The organism is Fusobacterium sp. (genome assembly GCF_032477075.1).
Taxonomy (GTDB): domain Bacteria; phylum Fusobacteriota; class Fusobacteriia; order Fusobacteriales; family Fusobacteriaceae; genus Fusobacterium_A.
This window is the reverse complement of the sequence record NZ_JAWDXO010000019.1, coordinates 1-21007: the sequence shown is the minus strand read 5'-3', so window position 1 is coordinate 21007 and position 21007 is coordinate 1. Positions and strand designations below refer to the sequence as shown.

Below are 21007 nucleotides of genomic sequence, written 5' to 3'. Positions count from 1 at the left end.
AGGTGGAGCATATGAATATAATCGATTACTCGATAAAAAATAGAACAGTTACACTTTTTTTGACATTTGTCATTATAGCAGGAGGAATTTTTTCTTATGTTAAACTTGGAAAATTAGAGGATCCTGAATTTAGAGTAAAAGAGGCTATTGTTGTGACCTTGTACCCTGGAGCTGATCCTCATCAAGTTGAGCTACAGGTAACTGATGAAATAGAAGGTGCCCTTCAACAAATTGCAAATGTTGAATATATTGAAAGTGTTTCTAAAGCTGGTTATTCAGAAGTTAAAATAAAATTAAATGAATCGTTAAAAGCAGAAGTAATAGATCAGTATTGGGATAATGTAAGAAAAAAAATAAATGATGTTCAAAAAAATCTCCCTACAGGAGCTATTTCTTCAGTAGTTTTAGATGACTATGGGGATGTATATGGAATGTTTTTTGCTGTGACAAGTGAAGGATATTCTAAGGAAGAATTAAATCGGTATGTAAATTATATAAAAAGAGAGCTCCATTCTATTCCTGGGGTATCCAAAACTTCTGTCTATGGAAAAGTTGATTCTGCTGTAGAAGTAGTCATTGACAGAGAAAAGATAGATGCTCTTGGAATAAATGAAAAACTTATACTTACTTCTTTTATTTCTCAAAATCTTCCTGCCTACAGTAATTCTATAGAACATGGAGATATGAAAATAAGAGTAGATATCAATGAAGCTTTTAACAGTTTGGAAGATATAGAAAATCTGGTGATTTTTTCTAAAGATAATTTGAGAGGCGGAGAAGAAACTGTTTTCCTGAAAGATATTGCAGTTGTAAAAAAATCTTTTTCAACTCCTGTAAAAAGTAAAATGAGATATAATATGAAAGAAGCTATGGGGCTTATGCTCTCACCAGAGGTGGGAACAAATGTTATAAATACAGGTAAAGCTATTGATAAAAAGCTTGATGAAATAAAGAAAAATCTTCCTCTAGGAATAGAAATTGAGAAAGTGTATTACCAGCCAGATCTTGTTACTAATGCTATCGGTCAATTCGTTAATAATCTTGTTGCCTCAGTAGTAGTTGTGGTTGGAGTTCTTTTATTTACAATGGGTATAAGAAGCGGACTCATAATAGGAAGTGGACTTATTCTTTCTATATTAGGAACGTTGATATATATGCTTGCTGTTAAAATGGATATGCAGAGAGTTTCTCTTGGTTCATTTATAATTGCTATGGGAATGCTTGTTGATAATGCTATAGTTGTAGTTGATGGTACACTTACCAGTCTGGAAAAAGGTGAAAATCGGTATGAAGCATTAACTAAACCAGCTAAAAAAACTGCTGTTCCTCTCCTTGGGGCAACTACCATTGCTGTAATAGCATTTCTTCCTATGTATTTAATGCCAACTGATGCTGGAGAATATATTTCCACTCTTTTCTGGATAATGGCTGTTTCTTTAGGTTTAAGCTGGATATTATCCTTAACTCAAATACCTGTGTTCTGTGATAGCTTTTTAAAAATAGATAAAGAAAAAGATAAAAATGGGAGAAAAGAAAAATTTTATGATTTATGCCACAAATTTTTAGAAAAAGTTTTAGCACATAAATTTCTTTCTCTGGGAATAGTAATTGGAGCATTTTTATTTTCTATGCTGCTTTTTACAAGACTGCCTATTACCTTTTTCCCTGATTCTGATAAAAAAGGATTTGTTGTAAATTTATGGCTTCCTGAAGGAACTTCACTTGATAAAACAGATAAAGTGAGTCAAATAGTAGAAAAAGAATTGCTTAAAGATAAAGATATAATAAATGTAACAGCAGCAGTTGGATCTTCTCCTTCTAGATACTATGTTGCAACTATTCCAGAGTTACAAAACAGCAGTTTTTCTCAGCTTATTATTTCAGTAAATAAATTAGAGAGTGTAAATAGAATTGGAGAAAATATAAAAAAATTTGTTAAAGAAAATATTCCTGATACTAAAATAGAGGTAAGAAAATATGTAAATGGTATTCCTACTAAATATCCTGTAGAAGTGAGAATACTTGGTCCTGATCCATATATACTGAGAGAGTTGTCTAAAGAAGTTATGAATATTATGAGAACTGTACCAAATGCAGAAAATATACAGACAGATTGGAAAAATAAAGTTTTGACATGGTCTCCTGTATTATCTCAAAATATTGAAAGAAAAAATCTGATTTCTCCATTAGATGTTGCCAATTCATTAAATAGAGCAACAGAAGGGATGACTCTTGGAAAATATAAAGAGGGAACTGAAATAATGCCAATAGTTCTAAGAGAAAAATCTGGCGGACAACAGCTTGAAATTAATAATATTGGTCAGACACCAGTATGGGGATTAGGAATAAAAAGTCTTCCTTTAAATAGAATTATTGAAAAAGAAAGTTTAAAATGGGAAGACCCTGAAATCTGGAGAAGAAATAGAGTAAGAGCTATAAAAGTTCAATGTGATATTTCGGGAGGTGTCACTGCTGAAAGTATTAGAAAGGCAGTTGAAAAAGAAGTAAATAAATTATCTCTTCCAGAAAATTACAAAATTGAATGGGGCGGAGAATATTATGAGCAGAATAAAAATGTGGCTGCTGTATTCTCTAGTCTTCCATTACAGGGAACTATTATGTTTTCAATATGTGTACTTCTATTTGCAACTCTGAAAGATCCATTTATAATTTTTGCTATACTTCCTCTTTCATTTATAGGAATAGCACCTGGATTATTTCTCACAGGAAGGTCTTTTGGATTCATGTCTATAATAGGTGCTATAAGCCTCAGCGGTATGATGATAAAAAATTCTATTGTTCTTATAGACGAAATAAAATATGAGATAAATGTGGATAAAAAAGACCCCTATACTGCCGTTATAGATTCAGCAGTCAGCAGAATAAGACCAGTTTCTATGGCATCAGTTACAACAATTTTTGGAATGCTGCCTCTTGTATTTGATCCATTATATGGAGATATGGCTATAACAATAGTTTTTGGACTTACAGCTTCAACTATGTTGACACTGTTTGTTGTTCCACTTTTATATTCTTTGTTATATAAAATTGAAAAGAAACAATAAAATGAAAAGATCAGAGGAAAAGAGGATTTCTTTTCCTTGATCTTTTTCTATTTCTACTATTTATTATCCATAAAAGAGATGACTATAATATTATTGTAACTAAAAATGAAATATATATTTCAAAATTTTATTCAATAAATTTCACTCTATTTTTACAGATAATTTTTTATTAATCATTAAAAATCTATAATAAATTTCTAGATTTTATAAAATTTTCAGTATTTCCTCTATAGATTTACCAGCTATTTCTTCAAAATATTTTTTGATATCATAGATAGCTCCCCATCTTTTAGTAGTATACTCATTTACTCCATACCTCATTGCTACATCTACAAACCTTTTTTCAAGAAAGCAAAAACTATTTGGAAGAGCTAGGTTGTCACACATTTGAACTAATTTATCATAATCATCATAGACAGCTTCAGTTATAAAATTTTTCATAAATTCATAATCTTCTTTGGTTATATCCCATTTTCCAATAGATGTAGTTATATCTTTCAACATAAAAGAATGTGTTATACATATCTGAGCAACTTCTTTCCATCCCTTAGACATACAATATTTATATCCTTCCAGCATATGTCTTTCCTGCACTATTCCAACTCTTCTTCCTATATCATGAAGTAATCCAATTATATAGGCTTTTTCACTGTTCATATGAGGGCAATATTCTGCAATTTTTTTACAGGCAAGAGCTGTATATTTAGAATGGCTTATCCACTGTCCTGGATTAAGTTCTCCTGCTTCTTCTAATTCTCTTTCAGCAGTTTCTCTGTCTGGATATCCTATTTCTTCATATTTTACTTTTTCTACAATTTCAGTTAAAGCTTTATTAAAAATGTCATATCCATAATTATTTAAATGAATTCCATCTACAGTATATTTATCTGCCAGCAATTCACGAGCATCTAAAAACAGGTTATAAATATCAAAGAAATCTTCATTGTATAAATTTTTTAATTTGCTATTTAACATTTTAGATTTTGCATTTATTCTTGAAGTATCACTTGGAAGCATACTTAATAATATAAGTTTTTTAAATCTTTGCCTAAGTATTTCTACAGTTTTATTATAATAATCTAATGTATATTCTTCTTGAAAACCACATAAAATATCATTTACTCCCACTAAAAGTATTCCAATATCTCCTTTTATTTCAAGTTTTTCCTCTAGAAGCCATAATATATCTCTTGTTTTAAATCCTGCATGCCCATAATTTATATATTTACTGCTGTAATTCCAATCTATAATACTGTCACCAAGCATAACTATTTTTTCTAATGCCATTTTTATTCAGCCTCCTTATCTAACAATTAAATTATATTATAGATAAATTATAAAAACAATAAAATCTTCTTGAAATTAAAGAAAGAAAATGTTAGTTTTTTATTATTAATTTATTTTTTATTTATTCAATTATCGGACTTTTATATATTGATAAAAATAAAATTAGAATATCTGCATTCTGCTTTTTCATAACAGCTATACAGATATTCTAATTTTATTTTATATCATTTCTTTTTTTTATAAGCAGTTCTGCAATTTGAACAGCATTAGTTGCTGCTCCTTTACGTACCTGATCTCCACAGCACCAAAGAGTTAATCCTTTTCCTTCATCATTACTTATATCTTCTCTTATTCTTCCAACATATACCAGATCTTGATCACTTGTATCTAAAGGCATAGGATATTTTTTATTTTGAGGATCATCTACTAATTTTACCCCATCTGCTTTGCTTAATATTTCTCTTGCTTTTTCTGCATCTATTTTATCTTTAAATTCAATAGTTATAGATTCAGAATGACTTCTATACACTGGAACCCTAATACATGTACAGTTAACTTTTAACTTGGGATTATTTAATATTTTTCTTCCTTCATTCTGAAATTTCATTTCTTCTGAACTGTACCCTTTTTCATCAAAGCCTCCTATCTGTGGTATTAAGTTATAAGCTATCTGATAAGGAAATGTTTCCATAGTAAAATCCTTTCCTTCTGCTATAGCTTTTATTTCTGCATTCAATTCAGTTATTCCACCACTTCCAGCACCTGATACAGCTTGATAAGTAGATACTATCATTCTTTCTATTTCAGAATATTTATTAAGTTCATTTACTGCTACCAGTCCTATTATAGTTGCACAATTTGGATTTGCAATAAGTCCCTTATGGGCTTCTACAGCTTCTGAATTTACTTCTGGAACTATAAGAGGTACATCATCTACCATTCTATAAGCGCTACTGTTGTCTATCACTACTACACCATTTTCTATTGCAGATGGAATAAATTCCTTAGCCTGTTCATTTTCCACTGCTCCTAATAATATGTCTATTCCTTCATAAATTCCTTTTTTAGCCTCTTCTATTTCATACTCTTTTCCTTTAAAAAATACTTTTTTCCCAGCACTTCTGCTGCTGGCAAAAAGTCTTATATTTTCTACTGGAAAATTTCTTTCTTCTAATACTTTCATCATTTCTTTACCTACTGCTCCTGTAGCTCCTAGTATTCCTATATTATATTTTTTCATTTTTATATCTCCTTAAATAACAAAATTATTATATATAACATTTATTGCTTTTTCAAAATCTTCATTTTCAACTCCAACTATAATATTTATCTCATCTGACCCTTGAGATATCATTCTGATATTTACTCCGCTGTTCCCTATAGCAGCAAAAAGTTTTCCAGACATTCCAGGTCTGTCAGCCATATTTCTTCCTACAGTAGCTATAAGACTTATATTATCTATCACTTTTACTTCAGAAGGTTCACATTCCCTTTTGAGATCTGCCACTATTTCATAAAGATATTTTTTTATATTCTCAGTGGCTGCCACTATAGAAAATGTATCTATCCCAGTAGGAATATGTTCTATACTTACTTTATACTTTTCAAATATCTCTAAAGCTTTTCTTATAGCTCCTACTTCTCCTGACATATGATCTTTATATATTGATATAACAGAAAAATCTTTTTTTCCTGCTATTCCAGTTATAAAATAATTTTTGGTATTTTTCAACAGCTCATTATTCTCATCAACGATTATAGTTCCAGGGTTTTCTGGAGCATTTGTATTTTTGATATTGATAGGAATATTAGCTTTTTTTACTGGTGCTACTGCATCAGTATGAAGCACATTAGCTCCCATATATGAAAGCTCTCTCAATTCACTATATGTTATTATTTCTATTCTCTTAGGATCTTTAACTACATTTGGGTCTGCCATTAGTATTCCAGACACATCAGTCCAGTTCTCATAAATAGCAGCTTTTATACAATCTGAAACTATAGCTCCTGTTATATCTGAACCTCCTCTGGAAAAAAGTTTTATTTCTCCATTTGGTAATGTACCATAAAATCCCGGAATAACTCCCTTAGGACTTCTTTCTACTGCTTTTTCCATTGCTTCTCTTGTTTTTTCAGTATCTACTTTTCCATTATAATCAAAAAATATTACATTTTCAGCATCTATAAAATCGTATCCTAAATATTCTGCCATTAACATTCCAGCAAGATATTCTCCTCTGCTCACCAAATAATCTCTGTTCATTCCTTTTTTCATTCTGCTTTTTATTATTCTGAATTCACTCTCAAGATTACATTTCAATCCTAATTCATCTCTTATTTCTAAATATCTGTTTTCTATTATAGAAAACATACTTTCATATGAAACAGAATACTTTATATGAGCATAACAAAGATATAATAAATCAGTTATTTTATTATCTTCTTTAAATCTTTTTCCAGCAGCTGACACTACTACAATCCTTCTGTTTTCATCATTTTCTATTATATTTTTTACTTTTTTAAACTGTTCTGCATCAGCTAGTGATGATCCTCCAAATTTTGCTACTTTTATCATTTTAGTCTCCTTTAATTTCTAGTTCTCAAATCTAGCATAAAATATTTCTTTTTCCAGATATTTTTCTGCTGCTTTTTTCATAGCACTGCAGTCTATCTCTTTAGTTATATAAATAATATTTCCTGAATATTCTAATTTTTTTTCAATAATATCAGAATTATCTTTTATAAATTGTTCATCATTAATTCTTACATAGTATTTCCCACTTATTAGAGAACTGTCTTTTATTAAACTTTTCTCAAATTTTCTTTCAATTAAATTTCCTTTAGCTTCCATAATATCAATTATATCCTGTACTATTGCATTTCCAGTTGGCAGTTTACCTGCTCCCTGTCCATAAAATTTTAATTCTCCTATAGTTTTTCCAGAAATAGTTCCTATATTAAAATTTTGGGGTACTGCTGCTTCTATTCTGTCATTTTTAAAAAGTACTGGTTCTACTGCAGCACAATAGTTATTTTCTGCTTTTTTTCCTTTTGCAATAAGTTTTACTGTATAACGAATATTATTAAAATATTCTATATCTTCTTTTTGTATATTTCTTATTCCAAAAACATCTATTTCTTTTTCTGGTATTTCACATTCAAAAGCCAAACTTGAAGTTATCAACAGCTTTCTCATTATATCTATTCCATCTATATCAGCTGATGGGTCACTCTCTGCATATCCTTTTTCCTGTGCCTTTTTTAATATTTCCTGAAATTCATAACCTTTTTTAGTCATATTATCCAATATAAAATTACTTGTTCCATTAAATATCCCATACACTTCGCTTATCTCATCTATTCTTTTTGCTTTTTCTAAAGACTTTATCCATGGAATTCCACCACAGACACTTGCTTCATATTCAAATGATACACCATTCTCATAAGCCATTTTGGTAAACTCCTTTAAATATGCAGCTACTACTGCTTTATTTGCAGTTACTACATTTTTTTTATTTTTTAAGGATTTTATTATATACTCATATGCAGGATGAATTCCTCCCATTACTTCCACTACTAAGTCAATATCTTTATCATTTAATATTTCTTCTGCGTCTGTAGTTATTATATCCATAACTTTATCTTTTTCATCTTTTACAAGAATTTTTTTCACTTCTATATTATTGGTTGAACTGCTCTTTAGTATCTCATATACTCCACTTCCTACTGTTCCAAAACCTAATAATCCTATTTTCATATTTTACCCCTTTCAAATTATTTTTTGTTTTTATAAGAAAAACACTTGTATTTATTTGAAAAACATTATATCATAGCAAGTAGGTAAATGCAATAACAATTTGGAGGAAAATTTATGAACAGCAAATTTGAAAGTACAAGAGAACAAAATATAGCATGCTCAGCTTCACAAGCTGTAATAAAAGGAATTGCAAGTGATGGAGGACTTTTTGTAAGAAGAGATATGAAAAATCTAAAGATAAATATTTCTGAATTAAAAGGTAAAAAATATACTGAAATAGCTGAAATAATTCTTTCTAAAATATTAGATGACTATCCAGAAAAAAGTATAAAATATTGTGTAGAAAGTGCTTATGATAAAAAATTTAGTTCTAATGACATAACTCCTTTAGTTAAGGTTGGAAATGACTATATATTAGAGCTATTTCATGGGCCTACTTCTGCTTTTAAAGATGTGGCTCTGTCTGTACTTCCATACCTTTCTACTGAGGCATTAAAACTAAATAAAATAAAAGAAAAAATTCTCATATTAACAGCAACTTCTGGAGATACTGGAAAAGCTGCTTTAGAAGGCTTCAAAAATATTGAGGGAATAAAAATACTGGTCTTTTTTCCAAATGATGGGGTCAGCAAAGTACAGGAAAAGCAAATGATATCACAAGAGGGAAATAATACATATGTTTATGCTATAAATGGTAATTTTGATGATGCTCAAAGTGAAGTTAAGAAAATATTTACAGATGAGGAAGTAAAGAAAAAACTAAAGAATAAAAATTATTCTCTTTCTTCTGCCAATTCTATAAATATAGGAAGATTGGTTCCCCAGATAGTTTATTATTTTTATTCATATATGAAATTAGCTGAAAGCAATGAAATTAGTTTAGGAGAAAAAGTTAATTTTACTGTTCCTACTGGAAATTTTGGTGATATTCTTGCTGGGTATTACGCAGAACTTATGGGACTCCCTGTAAATAAATTAATATGTGCTTCTAATGAAAACAATGTTTTATATGATTTTATTCAAACTGGAACATATGATAGAAATCGTCCATTCTATAAAACATTATCTCCATCTATGGATATATTAATATCTAGTAATTTGGAAAGACTTATATACCATTTAAGTGGAAATGATAATAAATATATAAAATCACTTATGGATGAATTAAAATCTGATGGAAAATATACTGTAACTCAAGAAATAAAAAATTGCATAGATAATCTATTTTATGCTGGATATACTAATGATTTACAAACAAGTGAAACAATTAAAAATGTCTATAATGAATATAATTATCTTTTAGATACACATACTGCTGTAGCATACAATGTCATGAAAGAATTTAAAGAGAAAGATTCTAAACATAAAAATATAGTTTTAGCTACAGCCAGTCCATATAAATTCAGCAAAGCTGTTTATGAATCTCTCTTTGGAGAAAATAATTCTGATGAATTTAAAATTATGGAATTGTTAAGTGAAAAAACAGGAGTTCCTATCCCTGAAAATCTTAAAAATTTAAAAAATAAAAAAGATATACATACTTCAATTATAAATAAAGAAGATATGAAAAACTGTTTTGAGGTGATATTATGATTACTGTAAAAGTCCCTGCAACTACAGCAAATATTGGTCCTGGTTTTGATACTTTGGGACTTGCTTTTAAACTTTATTCATATTTTACTTTTAAAAGAATTGAATATGGTTTAAGAATTGTTGGTTGTGAAGAAAAATATCAAAATGATTCTAATTTAGTATATACATCATTTAAGAAGACTTTAGAAATTCTAAACTATCCTGTTGCTGGTATAGAAATAAGTATAAAAAGTGATATTCCTGTATCCAGAGGGCTGGGAAGCAGTGCTGCCTGTATCATTGGGGGAGTAATGGGGGCAAATATTATTGCTGGAAATCCATTATCTAAGGATGAGATATTTAAAATATGCAATGATATTGAAGGGCATCCTGATAATATAGCCCCAGCTCTTTTTGGAGGCCTTACAGCTTCTTTAGTGGAAGATGGTATTCCATATACTGTTCAATATAATATTAGTGAAAATCTTTATTTCTGTGCACTAGTGCCAGATTTTAGATTATCTACAGCGGAAGCAAGAAAAGTTCTTCCATCTGAAATACCATATCAAGATGCAGTGTACAATGTATCAAGAATTGCTGTTTTATTGAAAGCTCTTGAAAATGGTGATGAACTTCTTATAAAAAAAGCTCTCTCTGACAGACTTCATGAAAAATACAGAAATGTTCTTATCAATGAATATGAAGAAGTAAAAGAAATTTGTGAAAAAAATGGAAATACAGCTCTTTTTATCAGTGGATCAGGACCAACATTGATGAATATTGCAAAAACTAAAGATTTTCAGTGGAAGATAGAATATGAGATAAAAAATCTAAAAAACAGCTGGATTATCAGAACTTTAGATATAGATATGAAAGGAGCAGTTGTTTTATAGGAGGATATTATGAAAGAAAAATACCTTATTGTCAATAAAAAAATACTTCCAGACTATTTTGAAAAAGTAGTTGAAGCTAGAAATCTTTTAACTGAAGGTAAAGTAAAAGGAATAAGTGACGCTGCAAAAATTGTTGGAATCAGCAGAAGCACTTACTATAAATATAAAGATTATGTCTTTCTTCCTTCTGACAACAGTATAGGAAGAAAAGCTCTGGTTTCTATGATGCTTGAGCATAAAAAAGGAGTTTTGTCTGAAGTTCTTAATTATCTATCATTTGTGAATGGAAATATAATTACGATAAATCAGAATATTCCTATAAATAATGTGGCATCAGTAGTAATATCCTTGGATATTTCAGATATAACTATTCCTATTGAGGATATAATTATTGGAATAGAAGAAATAAACTATGTAAGTTCGACAAAGCTTCTTTCATTAGAATAATAAATAGAACCTCAGAAGCTAATAAAGATTATTGAAAGAAATCTATGATAATATTTCTATAAAGGTCTCTAAATATTTTACTGAAGATGAGAAAATTAAAAAATTTATCTCTTTTCTTAAAGAAGATATAAAAAACTTTCTTGATTCATATATCTATTTAGATGATGAGAAAAATAATTTTTTACTTAAATATGAAATGATATAGGATATTCCATGTGTTTGTGAATTTGATATCTTTCTTCAGTAAACCAGCATAAAAACAAGTAAATCTTTTTTAAGATTTAATAACTTTATTTATACCAATAATTTTTTAACTTCTCTGAAAGGAAAGAAAATTATTGTTAAATACAATCCTTTGGATACTGATATTTTATACTTATTCTTTAAAAATCAATTTTTAGAACTGCTAATATTACAACAGGCTAAAAAAATTCTTAGCCTGTTTTTATATTTGATCTCATGAAAATTTAAAACTAATAAGTTAATATTCTACTCAATCTATGCTACCAGCTTTACAAAGCAATCAAAATTTAAAAACTTATTAGTTACTATTCTATATAAATTTGCTGAATTTATGGCATAGGAGGACTAGAATTTAAAAACTTATTAGTTACTATTCTATAACATCGACGGCAAGCAACAAAAAAATAAAGTTGTATTTAAAAACTTATTAGTTACTATTCTATATGATGTATTTGTACAGCCTTTAAAATCAATATAGATTTAAAAACTTATTAGTTACTATTCTATGAAACAAACTTGTAGTATCTTATTAAATTAAAGAAATTTAAAAACTTATTAGTTACTATTCTATCAACATCGACGGCAAGCAACAAAAAAATAAAGTTGTATTTAAAAACTTATTAGTTACTATTCTATCGACAAGCAGAACACTATTAAATAGTTTAAAAGTTTATTTAAAAACTTATTAGTTACTATTCTATAAAGTTTGAAATGGATATGGAATATAAGGGAAAACTATTTAAAAACTTATTAGTTACTATTCTATCCATATATACCAAATACAAATCACATTTCACATCTTATTTAAAAACTTATTAGTTACTATTCTATCTTCATAAAATAAGCATTCTCATTATTTACTATTCTTTCTATCATTGAATTTAACAAGGCTTTTTATCTTTTTTTCCAAGCTATACAATTTTTTATACTTTAATTTTTTATCTTTTCAATCTCTTTTAAAATAACTATTTAATAAAATTGCTAGTTTTTAGACTTGGAAATCATATAAACATATTTTCATCATCTTTCCAAGGTGTTCCTATTATCTCTTCATCAAAATAGTGTTCACTTATTAATTTTACAATGCTTATAAAATCTTCTTTTTTATTAATAATATCCTTTAATTCCAAACGCAATCTTATTAAATTACTAGGAGTTATCTCTCCACGAAATACAGATCTCTGATGATGGTTTAAATATTTCTTACAAATTTTAAAAACTTTATTCACTCTTTTTTCATTTATGTCATAAAAAAGAAATATATAGTTATAATTTTTACCTTTCATTTACATCTTTTCCTTTATATAAAATGGTATAAATTCTTTATTTTCTAATAAAAATTTTATTAACTTATATGCATCATATTTTATAGCTGTTATGTAGCTAATCTTTCTTTTTAAAACAGGATGCTCAAAAGTTTCATTCATTCTATCTTCTAAAGAATTTAAAAATATTTTTTTACCAGTTTCATTTAAAATACAATAATTCAAATTTTTTTCAAAATGTTTTTCTACATTTAGTTTTCTGTTGTTTACACATTCAAAAATTGTTCTAAATACAATAATTGGTTTAAAAACCTCTGATAAATCTAAAGATAATGAAAATCTTCTCTCAGATGGTGAATGTAAAAAACTTATTGTTTGTTCTAGATGTGTCTGGTAAATCTGACTGATAGTTTTAGTATATAGAATCGAATTTCCAAAAGAAATCAAAGCATTTATGGGGTTATCTGGTGGTCTTTTAACTCTTTTGTTCATAATAAAATCTTCTCTTAAAAAGATTTTAAAATTATCATAAAATTTCGCCCAAATCTCTCCTTCCACTGCCATTATCTCGTTTATATCATTACTCTCATTCAATCTTCTTTCTACCTCATTAGAAAGCCACTCTAAATATTCCTTTAACTCTTTTTTATCATGACGATAATAATGATAAAGCAACTCATAAATATTTTTTCCAATTCCATTTACAATGCTTTTAGCTATAATCTCTTTATAATTTTTATGAGCCTCTGCTTGTTTAATCACTAACTTTCCACTTACATATTTTTCTTTTGGATAAAAAGTTCCAGAATATCCCTCATAATGATTAAAAAAATGCAATGTAATACCATGCTTAGCTAAAAAATCAAAAAGCTTTGTATTTACAGAAATTTCATCTAATGCAAATATTTCTTTAACTCCTTCAATAGGAATATATGTTGTTTTACTTTCATTTTTAAAACACAGTGAGTTATCCTTTCTTTCAAGAGTTCCTTTACTCAAAATATATTTTGTTCCAGCTCTCATATACACTCCTTAAATATAGCAATATGAATAATATGCACATTTTTTACATTTATTATTTTTTTCAACTGGTGGCAATTCATCTTTCTCAACTAATTTTTCTATTTCCTCTATTATATTCTTTATATATATCTCATTTTCAGCAGTAAGTTCAATTTCATAGCTTTTTCTTGAAGATTTATTTTTTTCTATTACTTCTATTTTCCCTTTTTTATCTATTCCTTTTTCTTTTAATTTCAAGAGATAATAAAGTACCTGCATTTTTGCTGCTTCAATATCTGCATCTGATTTTTTTATCTCTATTAAATAATCTTTCTTTATCTTATCTACCTTGATATTTTCTACAGTTATTTCATCTGTTTTTTTTTCTTCATGCATAGCTTTTCCAATTTTTACTAATTCACTTTCATCTTCCATATTTATTCTATTGTAATGCATATAGCACTGCCTTTTACAATGAATAAAATAATTTATAATTGTTCCATTTATAGGCATAGACCCTCCATAGTTACAATATCATTTCAAAATCTTTATCTGATTGTAGTTTCTTTCTATCAAATTTTCCATTAATAAAATATTCTTCTCCATCTTCAATATATAGAATATTATCTCCAATTTTATCTTGATAAGACAATCTATATGTCATTTCCACAGGAATATTATATGAAAACAGATCCACTTTCTCCATTACTTTAGATAACTTTACTCTTCTTTCAGCATATCCCATTTCATTATTTAAAAGTATTTCTCTAAATTCTTTCCATACCTCATTTCCTTCTATCTCTTCTCTTTCTATATTCATATTTCTAGAGAAAAATATCATTTTTGTTCTTCTATCATCTGTTATTAATTTTAATCTTTCATATATTTCTTTAAAATTTAGTTGGATAACTTTATCTTTCCTAAAGTCATCTATATTTTCTTCTTTTTTTTCATCCTTAGAAAATTTTTCTAATTCCTTAAGAATTTTACTATAGTATTCATTAAAATTCTTACTTTTAAGAATCTCTCTCATCTCTTCATTCATCAGCGTAAATCTATCCTGTATTCTCACATCGCCTTTATAAATCTTTCCTCCATCATCTAATTTAAAAAAATAGACTTTACAATTTTTTTTCTTACAAGAACGATTAATTCTTCCTAAAAATTGTTCATCAGCGTCTAATATAGATATATTTTTGAATCCAATATCCATATCTATATCCACTCCTGCCTCAATTACCTGAGTTGCTACTAGTATCATGCTTTTTCTTTTGTTATCTTTTGCTTCTTTTATTATTCTTTTTCTCTCAGCTTTATTGTCATCACCAGTTATTAAGAAAATATCTTCCTTAATCTCCTCATTTCTTTCTGTTAATCTTTTATAGAAATCAAATGCAGAAGCTTTTTTAATAAACTCCACTACTACTTTTTTATTTTTATATTTTTCAAGAATAATTTTTTCTATTTTCTCAAATAGTTCTTCTCTTCCATATTCTTTCTCTAAGAGAGAGAAATCTAAGGATACTCTATCTTTAAAAATTGGATTTTTATAGTATTTTTCTCTGTCAGTTACAAGAGATGGAATTTTTGCATCTTGCATTAATAAAACTGATAAGTTTGGAAGTGTTGCAGACATAATAATTATTTTAATATTTAAAATCTCTGCATATTTTTTTAAGAATATTATTATCTCTTTCCAGATTTTATTTTTATAACTTTGTATTTCGTCCATTATTACTACACTATTAGCTAAGTGTGGGAGAGCAAAGCTACTCTCCCTATCAATTCCAAATAAAGTTTCAAAAAAATGGACATGAGTTGTTAAGACTATTGGTGAATGTATAAATTGTCTATTTAATAGTGATCTTTCATAATCGATATTATCTTTTTTATATTCATCTTCGCTTTCAACTTCTTTTATAGGAGTTATTGAATTTATTACTGAAATATTTTCCTCTAAAGATGAATCTTGAAATATTTCCCTCAGAGATGAATTTGTTTGCTCTACTAAAGTATTAAATGGAAATATGTAGAATATTTTATTTAGCTCTCTATTTTTTTCTAATAATCTCAATGCTAAATTAATAGAAGTAACTGTTTTTCCTGAACCTGTTGGTGCTTCTAAAAATAGAATATTTTCTTTTGTATCTTTTTCCAAATTTTCTTCTGCTTCTAAAAACATCTCACTTCTATGATAGTTTATATTATCCTCAGTAAAAAATTTCCCTGTTTCCTGATGTAATTTGATCCCTTTATATATTTCTGTATTATTAAAAACAGATATATACTCATTAATATTTGTAAGAAAATTTAGACTCTCTATTGGTTTTCCAGAACTATATTCACTTGTAGCATAAAAATCCGATGACACTAATAAAGAATACAATAATTTTGTATAAATATAATAGTCAATAGAATTCCACTCATCAGCTTCTACTGAATTATTCCATTCTTTTTCTCCTGTTTTTAATTGTTTCAATACTCTGAATAGATTTTTATTTTCTTTTATTGAAAAATTCAAATTAGGACAATAATTATTTATTTCTTCAAATAATTCTTTATATTTTTCATAATCATTTATTATTTCACAAAAGAAATCCTCATTTAAACTCTTAGTAGAAGAATGATGTCTTGATATGACATAGGAATTCAAAATGATAAAAATAAAACATTTAACAGCATTTTTGTTATCTAATTTTTTTTCTAAACATAGATTAAAAACTTTATTGCTAAAATAATCGATATATATTCTTGCAGATAAATTAGAATGCTTCTTACTTTGATATAAAGGAACTCTTCTAAATATTTTATTTTTCATTTTATCAATTTGAAAATTTATATTTAATTTACCAATATCATGCATACAAGGTACATTGATTATCATTTCATTCCAAAATTTTTTTAAAATTTCATTTTGACCCCAAAATTTCTCTGCAAGTTTATCAAAAACTATTTTTAAATTTTTATCTTTATATATTTTTTTAAGATATTTTACCACTAAATCAGAATGTTCTAATAATGTCTCTGGATTCTTTATATCTGATATATGAGCTAAAACTTTACTTTCATCTTTTACATACTTTTCTATTGAAAAAAGTTCTTCTTCAAACATATTCCTCCTAATAGAATTCTATTATTTGATTATTCACTTTTACAAAATTATTTTTATTTTTTAAAATACATTTTTTATTGGTAAAAATTAAACTTTCAACTTCATATTGATTAGAAATATTTTGAAGAGAAAGAGGTAATTTTTCTTCATATTTATGATCATATTTTATTTCATCATTTTCTGATCCTAAGACATTAAATTCTTCTTCAGAAAAACCTTCTATGTGCTCTTTCATAAATAGAGAATTTATTTCACTTTCATCTTCTAAAAAATTTTCTCCTTGAAATATCTCTACATTATTTATTGTTGCTAAATGATCATTCTTTCCAAGATATACTGTATATTCGAAATTATAATTTTTCATTCTTTCTTTCAATTCTTTATGAATATCTGTATCCTCTATTTTTATAAAAATATCCCATTCTACATCTTCCAACCATTGCTCTTTAACAATCAGATTTCCACCCTCTTCATTACTTGCATACCCTACTGAATTATTAAAAAACTGAATTTTCTTTGAAAAACTTCCATTAGTATTTTTAGGCATGATAGAAATTTTGATATCTTTTAATTTTTCATAAAACTCTGGATATTCCTTTTCTCCTTGAGAATTATATCCTCCATAACCCATTACAGCTCCTAATAACCCCAGTAATGAAACCTTGTGTATGTGTCCATAAGAGAAATATACATAAGAATTGACTTCAGGGATCTTAAAAAAAGCTGTTCTCCCACTTAAAGTAAATTTTAATATCTCCATGATTATACCTCTTTTCTAGTAAAGATATTATATTCTTTAGCTCCTTTTATATCATGTTTTATTTTCACATTTAAAGTATTGTAATATATCTCTACAGATAAAATATTATCTTTGAATTGATTTATAAGCTCATCAAACCCTAATTCTATTACAACAAAATCTTTTTCTTTAGAAAATTTTACATACTGAGCTAACTCTGGAAGATAATACCCCTCTTTTACCTCTATAAATAGCGCAAACTCATTTTCACATCCTAATTTTGAGTTTGAATTAAAGAAAGTGGCTGAAGTCAGAGCTGCATCTTTAAATTTTTTGTAGTCTTCTTCTGTGTATCCTTCAGTCATTCCCATTTTTATAAAATCTCTATACACTTGTGGATTAATCACAAATGGATAAAAATAGTGAGCCTCATTACTTACTATTTTTGTTCCCAAAGTTGATTGACTGGCTTCTCCTTCTTTTTCATCCTTACTGCTATCTCTAAATGGTGACAATATTTGTTGCTCTTCTACATATGTGTTTGCATATTTATTGAATCCTTGTCCTATCTGAACTGCTCCTGTAATAGATATATTATTTTTCTCCTCTGCAAAAGTTGCTCCAAAATTCTTTACATCTATTGCTTTAAAAAGATTTTTCATTACATTAGTTTTATCTTTCTCTTCTTTCAAATTAGCTTCAAATATTTCATCATATCTTTCTCTTAATGATTTAGGTCTTACTGCTACCTCACCTTTTTTTCCTTCTCCACTATCTACTTTCAAACTTTTTACATACAAAACTTTTTCTCCTTCATTTTCCCACTTTTTTTTCATTGGGTATTTCAAAGCTTTATCACTTCCAAAAACTTCCCCTGATGAAGTTGTTTTAGGAAATCCTGTAAAATCTGCATTCCAGTTTGCCATCATTGATCTTATTCCTATCACACCATATATTCTATTTTTCATAATTATTTATTCTCCTCCCCATTGATTTCTTTAATTCTATTATTAACTTCATTTTCTTCTTTAGCTGATTTTTCATAAATCAATGAGTCAGCTAAGTATCCTCCTAACAACCTATCCATATTTATTTTTTCACTCTCAGCCTCATATCCTAATATTCGTTCATAAAGAGTATTAAATTTTGTACTGTAGAAACCTATATCATAAGCATATTTTCTAAAAAGTTTATAAATTTCTCTTTTTAACCCTTCAATATCTCTACTTTCAATAACTCTTACTGCCAATTCATGTGTTTTTACAGTTATTCTATTCCTAGAAATTAAAAATTTTGATAATTGCCCTAAAGCGAAGAAATATTCTTCATCATTCTCTATCTCTCCCTCACCAGTTTCAAATATATTTCTAAATTTTTCTTTTATTTCTTGATATTTATTCACAGTCATACCCCTTTCTTTTTTTATACTATCACCTATACTAACCATTAAATTAAACATATCATATGCTTCTGATATGTAATCTTTTTTACATAAAGAATTTTTTATAAGTTCTAAAAATATTTTTCTGTAATTATCAACAAATTTTTTCATGTCCCCTTTATACACTAATTCAAAGAATACTTCTTTATATTGATTTGCTATATTTTTTATTTTTTCATCAAATATTTTTAAATCTTTTAAATTTTCAAAAATTATTCCATAAAGTTTTCCATTGAATAAAAGGTTATTCAACATAGCAACTAATTCAGAGTTCTTGCTTATTGAACTTCCATATTCCAATTTCCCCCTATCTCCATTTCCTAAACAATCTAATATTTTTATTTCAGGATAAATTTCAGCTCTATAATCTGAAATAATATCATATCTCTCTATTGCACTTTCACTTTTATCTTTTCTTATTCTTAGGTAATATCCAGTAAAATTATCACTTAAAGATTCTTTATTTCCCAAAGGGATTATTTCTTTTTTATCTGGTGAAATATATATATTTCTTTTTCCTGAATTTGCCATATTGTAAATATAGTCAAAGAATTTCTTTTGCTTAAATACTTCTTCTTCATTTAACAAATAAGGAACAGTATATTTCTCTTTTCTTGTTTTATTTTCTAAATATGGTTTTTTAGCATTTAAATTGAGGTTATTATTTGGCAATCCATAAGTTTCCTCATTTATTATTACATTATAGTCTACACTGTTGTATATATTAGGAATGACATATCTTTCATTCTCTTTCTTGTACTCTTCTATATCCTCATCAAAGAATATTTTGATATATTCCTTCCCCTCTTTTAATTCTTTTTTTATTTCATAAAGATTTGCTTTGATCCACTCATAATTTTTTTGAATTTTTTCTTCTGAAGGTTTTCCTAACTTTTCTTCAAGTTGTGTATATACCCTTTTCTTTTCCCCTTTATCATATTTTAGAAATGGATTTTTTAAAATTTCATAATACTTCTCTATACTTTCTTCTAATTCTTTTTTCTTTTCACTTAGAACATTATTCTTAACAAAAAAAGATAAATAATTGTTAGAATGAATTTGTTTTTTTCCATCGATTGGCTTATTCATATCCAATAATCTGCTCAAATAATCTCTTTCTGCTAAATATTCATAATCTCCTATTGTTCTTCTATTTGAATTTTCTTCTGATTTTTTTGTTCTTTCTATTTTTATATGATTACATTTCCCATCACTTTTGACTATAAAATAGTCTCCTGGTTCTAATTCATAGCTGTCAGTTATAAATCTTTCCCCTTTTTGGTTGTATATCTTAGTAAAGATTTCAACACATTCTCGTAACAAATAATCTCACCTCCTCTATTATACCCATCTTGGATTCATGTAAGAAAACCCTCTTGCATTCATCTCTCCCAGCCCAACACTCAGACATAGAAAAGCTAATTTTTGAGCAGTTTCATTTTTAGCTATTCCCAGAATAAGCTTATCTCCAAGCAAATTAATATTCTTGTATTTTATTTTTACAGGAATCTTATTCTTGAATTCAATAAAATTAAATAAATCAACATTTTCATCTAGCTTTTCATTAAAAATAGAATTATATTTTTTTATTATATTTAATTTTAATCTATTCTCATATTCTTCCAATGTAATATTTTTTTTCCAGTATCCATTTTCTGTTTTAAGTATTGTAGGTGTAACAGAAACAAGCTTATCAATATATCTATATTCCATTTCCCTTTCTTTTATTATCAAGCCTTTTAATTCCTTTGTTATATTATCTTTTAAATATTTCATGAAATGCTCTTTTAGTTCTTTGGAAATAGTTCTTATCTGTACTGTATATATTTCTCCAGCATTATACTTTTTAGTATTAACTTTTACTGGATAAAAAGAATTAAAACAATACTCTTTTACTTTTCTATCTTTATGATATTCTTTCCAGTATTCATTTTTATCAAAAGTAGAATCTATAAAAGCCGTTATTTTTTCTATGGTTTTATACGATTCTATGTCTTCTAATAAAAAAACTTTCAATTCCAGAATCCAACTCTTCATTTCATCCCTCCTTTTTAGTTCTTAATAATAATTATACCTCATTTTTCAATAAAAATAGTATGCCTTAAAAGGAATTCTTCCCTTTCTTTATTATTTTAAGGCATACTTTTTATTTTTTAGTTATTAAATTGTAACATTTTTTCTGAA

The 21007-nt window shown here is 27.2% G+C and carries 17 protein-coding genes; 5 read left to right on the top strand and 12 right to left on the bottom strand.

Annotated features, from left to right (window positions below; genetic code table 11):
* The first annotated feature begins 11 nt into the window (after positions 1-11).
* Positions 12-3065: an efflux RND transporter permease subunit gene (locus E6771_RS09125; RefSeq protein WP_316090988.1), complete on the top strand. Its 3054-nt coding sequence runs from the start codon at positions 12-14 to the stop codon at positions 3063-3065.
* Between the two features lie 204 nt (positions 3066-3269).
* Here E6771_RS09125 and E6771_RS09120 read toward each other — a convergent pair whose 3' ends face one another.
* The 4 genes from E6771_RS09120 to E6771_RS09105 all read right to left on the bottom strand — a co-directional run bounded on the left by E6771_RS09120 (position 3270) and on the right by E6771_RS09105 (position 8109).
* Positions 3270-4352, bottom strand: a complete 1083-nt coding sequence (locus E6771_RS09120) for a GDSL-type esterase/lipase family protein (protein WP_316090987.1) — start codon at positions 4350-4352, stop codon at positions 3270-3272.
* A gap of 214 nt (positions 4353-4566) precedes the next feature.
* Positions 4567-5592 carry an aspartate-semialdehyde dehydrogenase gene (locus E6771_RS09115; RefSeq protein WP_316090985.1) on the bottom strand — a complete coding sequence of 342 codons (1026 nt, stop codon included), beginning with the start codon at positions 5590-5592 and terminating at the stop codon, positions 4567-4569.
* Positions 5593-5604: 12 nt separating this feature from the next.
* The gene (locus E6771_RS09110) at positions 5605-6927 is read right to left on the bottom strand and encodes an aspartate kinase (protein WP_316090984.1); all 1323 of its coding nucleotides are present in this window, start codon (positions 6925-6927) and stop codon (positions 5605-5607) included.
* Positions 6928-6945: 18 nt separating this feature from the next.
* A complete protein-coding gene (locus E6771_RS09105; protein ID WP_316090983.1) occupies positions 6946-8109 on the bottom strand; it encodes a homoserine dehydrogenase in 1164 nt (387 codons plus the stop codon).
* A gap of 114 nt (positions 8110-8223) precedes the next feature.
* Between E6771_RS09105 and thrC the strand changes: the two genes are divergently transcribed.
* The 4 genes from thrC to E6771_RS09085 all read left to right on the top strand — a co-directional run bounded on the left by thrC (position 8224) and on the right by E6771_RS09085 (position 11484).
* The gene (gene thrC, locus E6771_RS09100; RefSeq protein WP_316090982.1) at positions 8224-9702 is read left to right on the top strand and encodes a threonine synthase; all 1479 of its coding nucleotides are present in this window, start codon (positions 8224-8226) and stop codon (positions 9700-9702) included.
* A complete protein-coding gene (thrB, locus tag E6771_RS09095) occupies positions 9699-10574 on the top strand; it encodes a homoserine kinase (protein WP_316090981.1) in 876 nt (291 codons plus the stop codon). Before thrC ends, thrB begins: the two co-directional genes overlap by 4 nt.
* A gap of 9 nt (positions 10575-10583) precedes the next feature.
* Positions 10584-11021, top strand: coding sequence for an ACT domain-containing protein (locus E6771_RS09090; protein WP_316090980.1), 438 nt, complete (start codon positions 10584-10586; stop codon positions 11019-11021).
* A 253-nt stretch (positions 11022-11274) separates the two neighbouring features.
* Positions 11275-11484 carry a Mu transposase C-terminal domain-containing protein gene (locus tag E6771_RS09085; RefSeq protein WP_316091031.1) on the top strand — a complete coding sequence of 70 codons (210 nt, stop codon included), beginning with the start codon at positions 11275-11277 and terminating at the stop codon, positions 11482-11484.
* Between the two features lie 781 nt (positions 11485-12265).
* Here the strand turns inward: E6771_RS09085 and cas2 are convergent.
* From cas2 to cas6, 8 genes are read right to left on the bottom strand one after another with little or no spacing between them, the layout of a single operon-like run.
* A complete protein-coding gene (gene cas2 / locus E6771_RS09080; RefSeq protein ID WP_316090979.1) occupies positions 12266-12550 on the bottom strand; it encodes a CRISPR-associated endonuclease Cas2 in 285 nt (94 codons plus the stop codon).
* Positions 12551-13552, bottom strand: a complete 1002-nt coding sequence (cas1b, locus tag E6771_RS09075; protein WP_316090978.1) for a type I-B CRISPR-associated endonuclease Cas1b — start codon at positions 13550-13552, stop codon at positions 12551-12553. It lies immediately after the preceding gene.
* 9 nt (positions 13553-13561) lie between these two features.
* The gene (locus E6771_RS09070; protein ID WP_316090977.1) at positions 13562-14044 is read right to left on the bottom strand and encodes a CRISPR-associated protein Cas4; all 483 of its coding nucleotides are present in this window, start codon (positions 14042-14044) and stop codon (positions 13562-13564) included.
* Between the two features lie 13 nt (positions 14045-14057).
* Positions 14058-16643: a CRISPR-associated helicase Cas3' gene (gene cas3 / locus E6771_RS09065; RefSeq protein ID WP_316090975.1), complete on the bottom strand. Its 2586-nt coding sequence runs from the start codon at positions 16641-16643 to the stop codon at positions 14058-14060.
* 7 nt (positions 16644-16650) lie between these two features.
* Entirely contained in the window at positions 16651-17403 is a 753-nt protein-coding gene (gene cas5b, locus E6771_RS09060) for a type I-B CRISPR-associated protein Cas5b (RefSeq protein ID WP_316090974.1), read from the bottom strand.
* Positions 17404-17405: 2 nt separating this feature from the next.
* Positions 17406-18350, bottom strand: coding sequence for a type I CRISPR-associated protein Cas7 (locus E6771_RS09055; RefSeq protein ID WP_316090972.1), 945 nt, complete (start codon positions 18348-18350; stop codon positions 17406-17408).
* 2 nt (positions 18351-18352) lie between these two features.
* Complete coding sequence (locus E6771_RS09050; RefSeq protein ID WP_316090970.1) at positions 18353-20146, bottom strand: hypothetical protein; 1794 nt, start codon at positions 20144-20146, stop codon at positions 18353-18355.
* A gap of 18 nt (positions 20147-20164) precedes the next feature.
* Positions 20165-20860: a CRISPR-associated endoribonuclease Cas6 gene (cas6, locus tag E6771_RS09045; RefSeq protein WP_316090968.1), complete on the bottom strand. Its 696-nt coding sequence runs from the start codon at positions 20858-20860 to the stop codon at positions 20165-20167.
* Between the last annotated feature and the right edge of the window lie 147 nt (positions 20861-21007).

Coding starts and splice junctions, on each gene's coding strand:
- E6771_RS09120 (WP_316090987.1), bottom strand. CDS start 4,352: ATGGCATTAGAAAAAATAGTTATGCTTGGTGACAGTATTATAGATTGG.
- cas6 (WP_316090968.1), bottom strand. CDS start 20,860: ATGAAGAGTTGGATTCTGGAATTGAAAGTTTTTTTATTAGAAGACATA.
- thrC (WP_316090982.1), top strand. CDS start 8,224: ATGAACAGCAAATTTGAAAGTACAAGAGAACAAAATATAGCATGCTCA.
- cas3 (WP_316090975.1), bottom strand. CDS start 16,643: ATGTTTGAAGAAGAACTTTTTTCAATAGAAAAGTATGTAAAAGATGAA.
- cas2 (WP_316090979.1), bottom strand. CDS start 12,550: ATGAAAGGTAAAAATTATAACTATATATTTCTTTTTTATGACATAAAT.
- thrB (WP_316090981.1), top strand. CDS start 9,699: ATGATTACTGTAAAAGTCCCTGCAACTACAGCAAATATTGGTCCTGGT.
- E6771_RS09125 (WP_316090988.1), top strand. CDS start 12: ATGAATATAATCGATTACTCGATAAAAAATAGAACAGTTACACTTTTT.
- E6771_RS09090 (WP_316090980.1), top strand. CDS start 10,584: ATGAAAGAAAAATACCTTATTGTCAATAAAAAAATACTTCCAGACTAT.
- E6771_RS09110 (WP_316090984.1), bottom strand. CDS start 6,927: ATGATAAAAGTAGCAAAATTTGGAGGATCATCACTAGCTGATGCAGAA.
- E6771_RS09115 (WP_316090985.1), bottom strand. CDS start 5,592: ATGAAAAAATATAATATAGGAATACTAGGAGCTACAGGAGCAGTAGGT.
- E6771_RS09070 (WP_316090977.1), bottom strand. CDS start 14,044: ATGCCTATAAATGGAACAATTATAAATTATTTTATTCATTGTAAAAGG.
- E6771_RS09055 (WP_316090972.1), bottom strand. CDS start 18,350: ATGAAAAATAGAATATATGGTGTGATAGGAATAAGATCAATGATGGCA.
- cas5b (WP_316090974.1), bottom strand. CDS start 17,403: ATGGAGATATTAAAATTTACTTTAAGTGGGAGAACAGCTTTTTTTAAG.
- E6771_RS09105 (WP_316090983.1), bottom strand. CDS start 8,109: ATGAAAATAGGATTATTAGGTTTTGGAACAGTAGGAAGTGGAGTATAT.
- cas1b (WP_316090978.1), bottom strand. CDS start 13,552: ATGAGAGCTGGAACAAAATATATTTTGAGTAAAGGAACTCTTGAAAGA.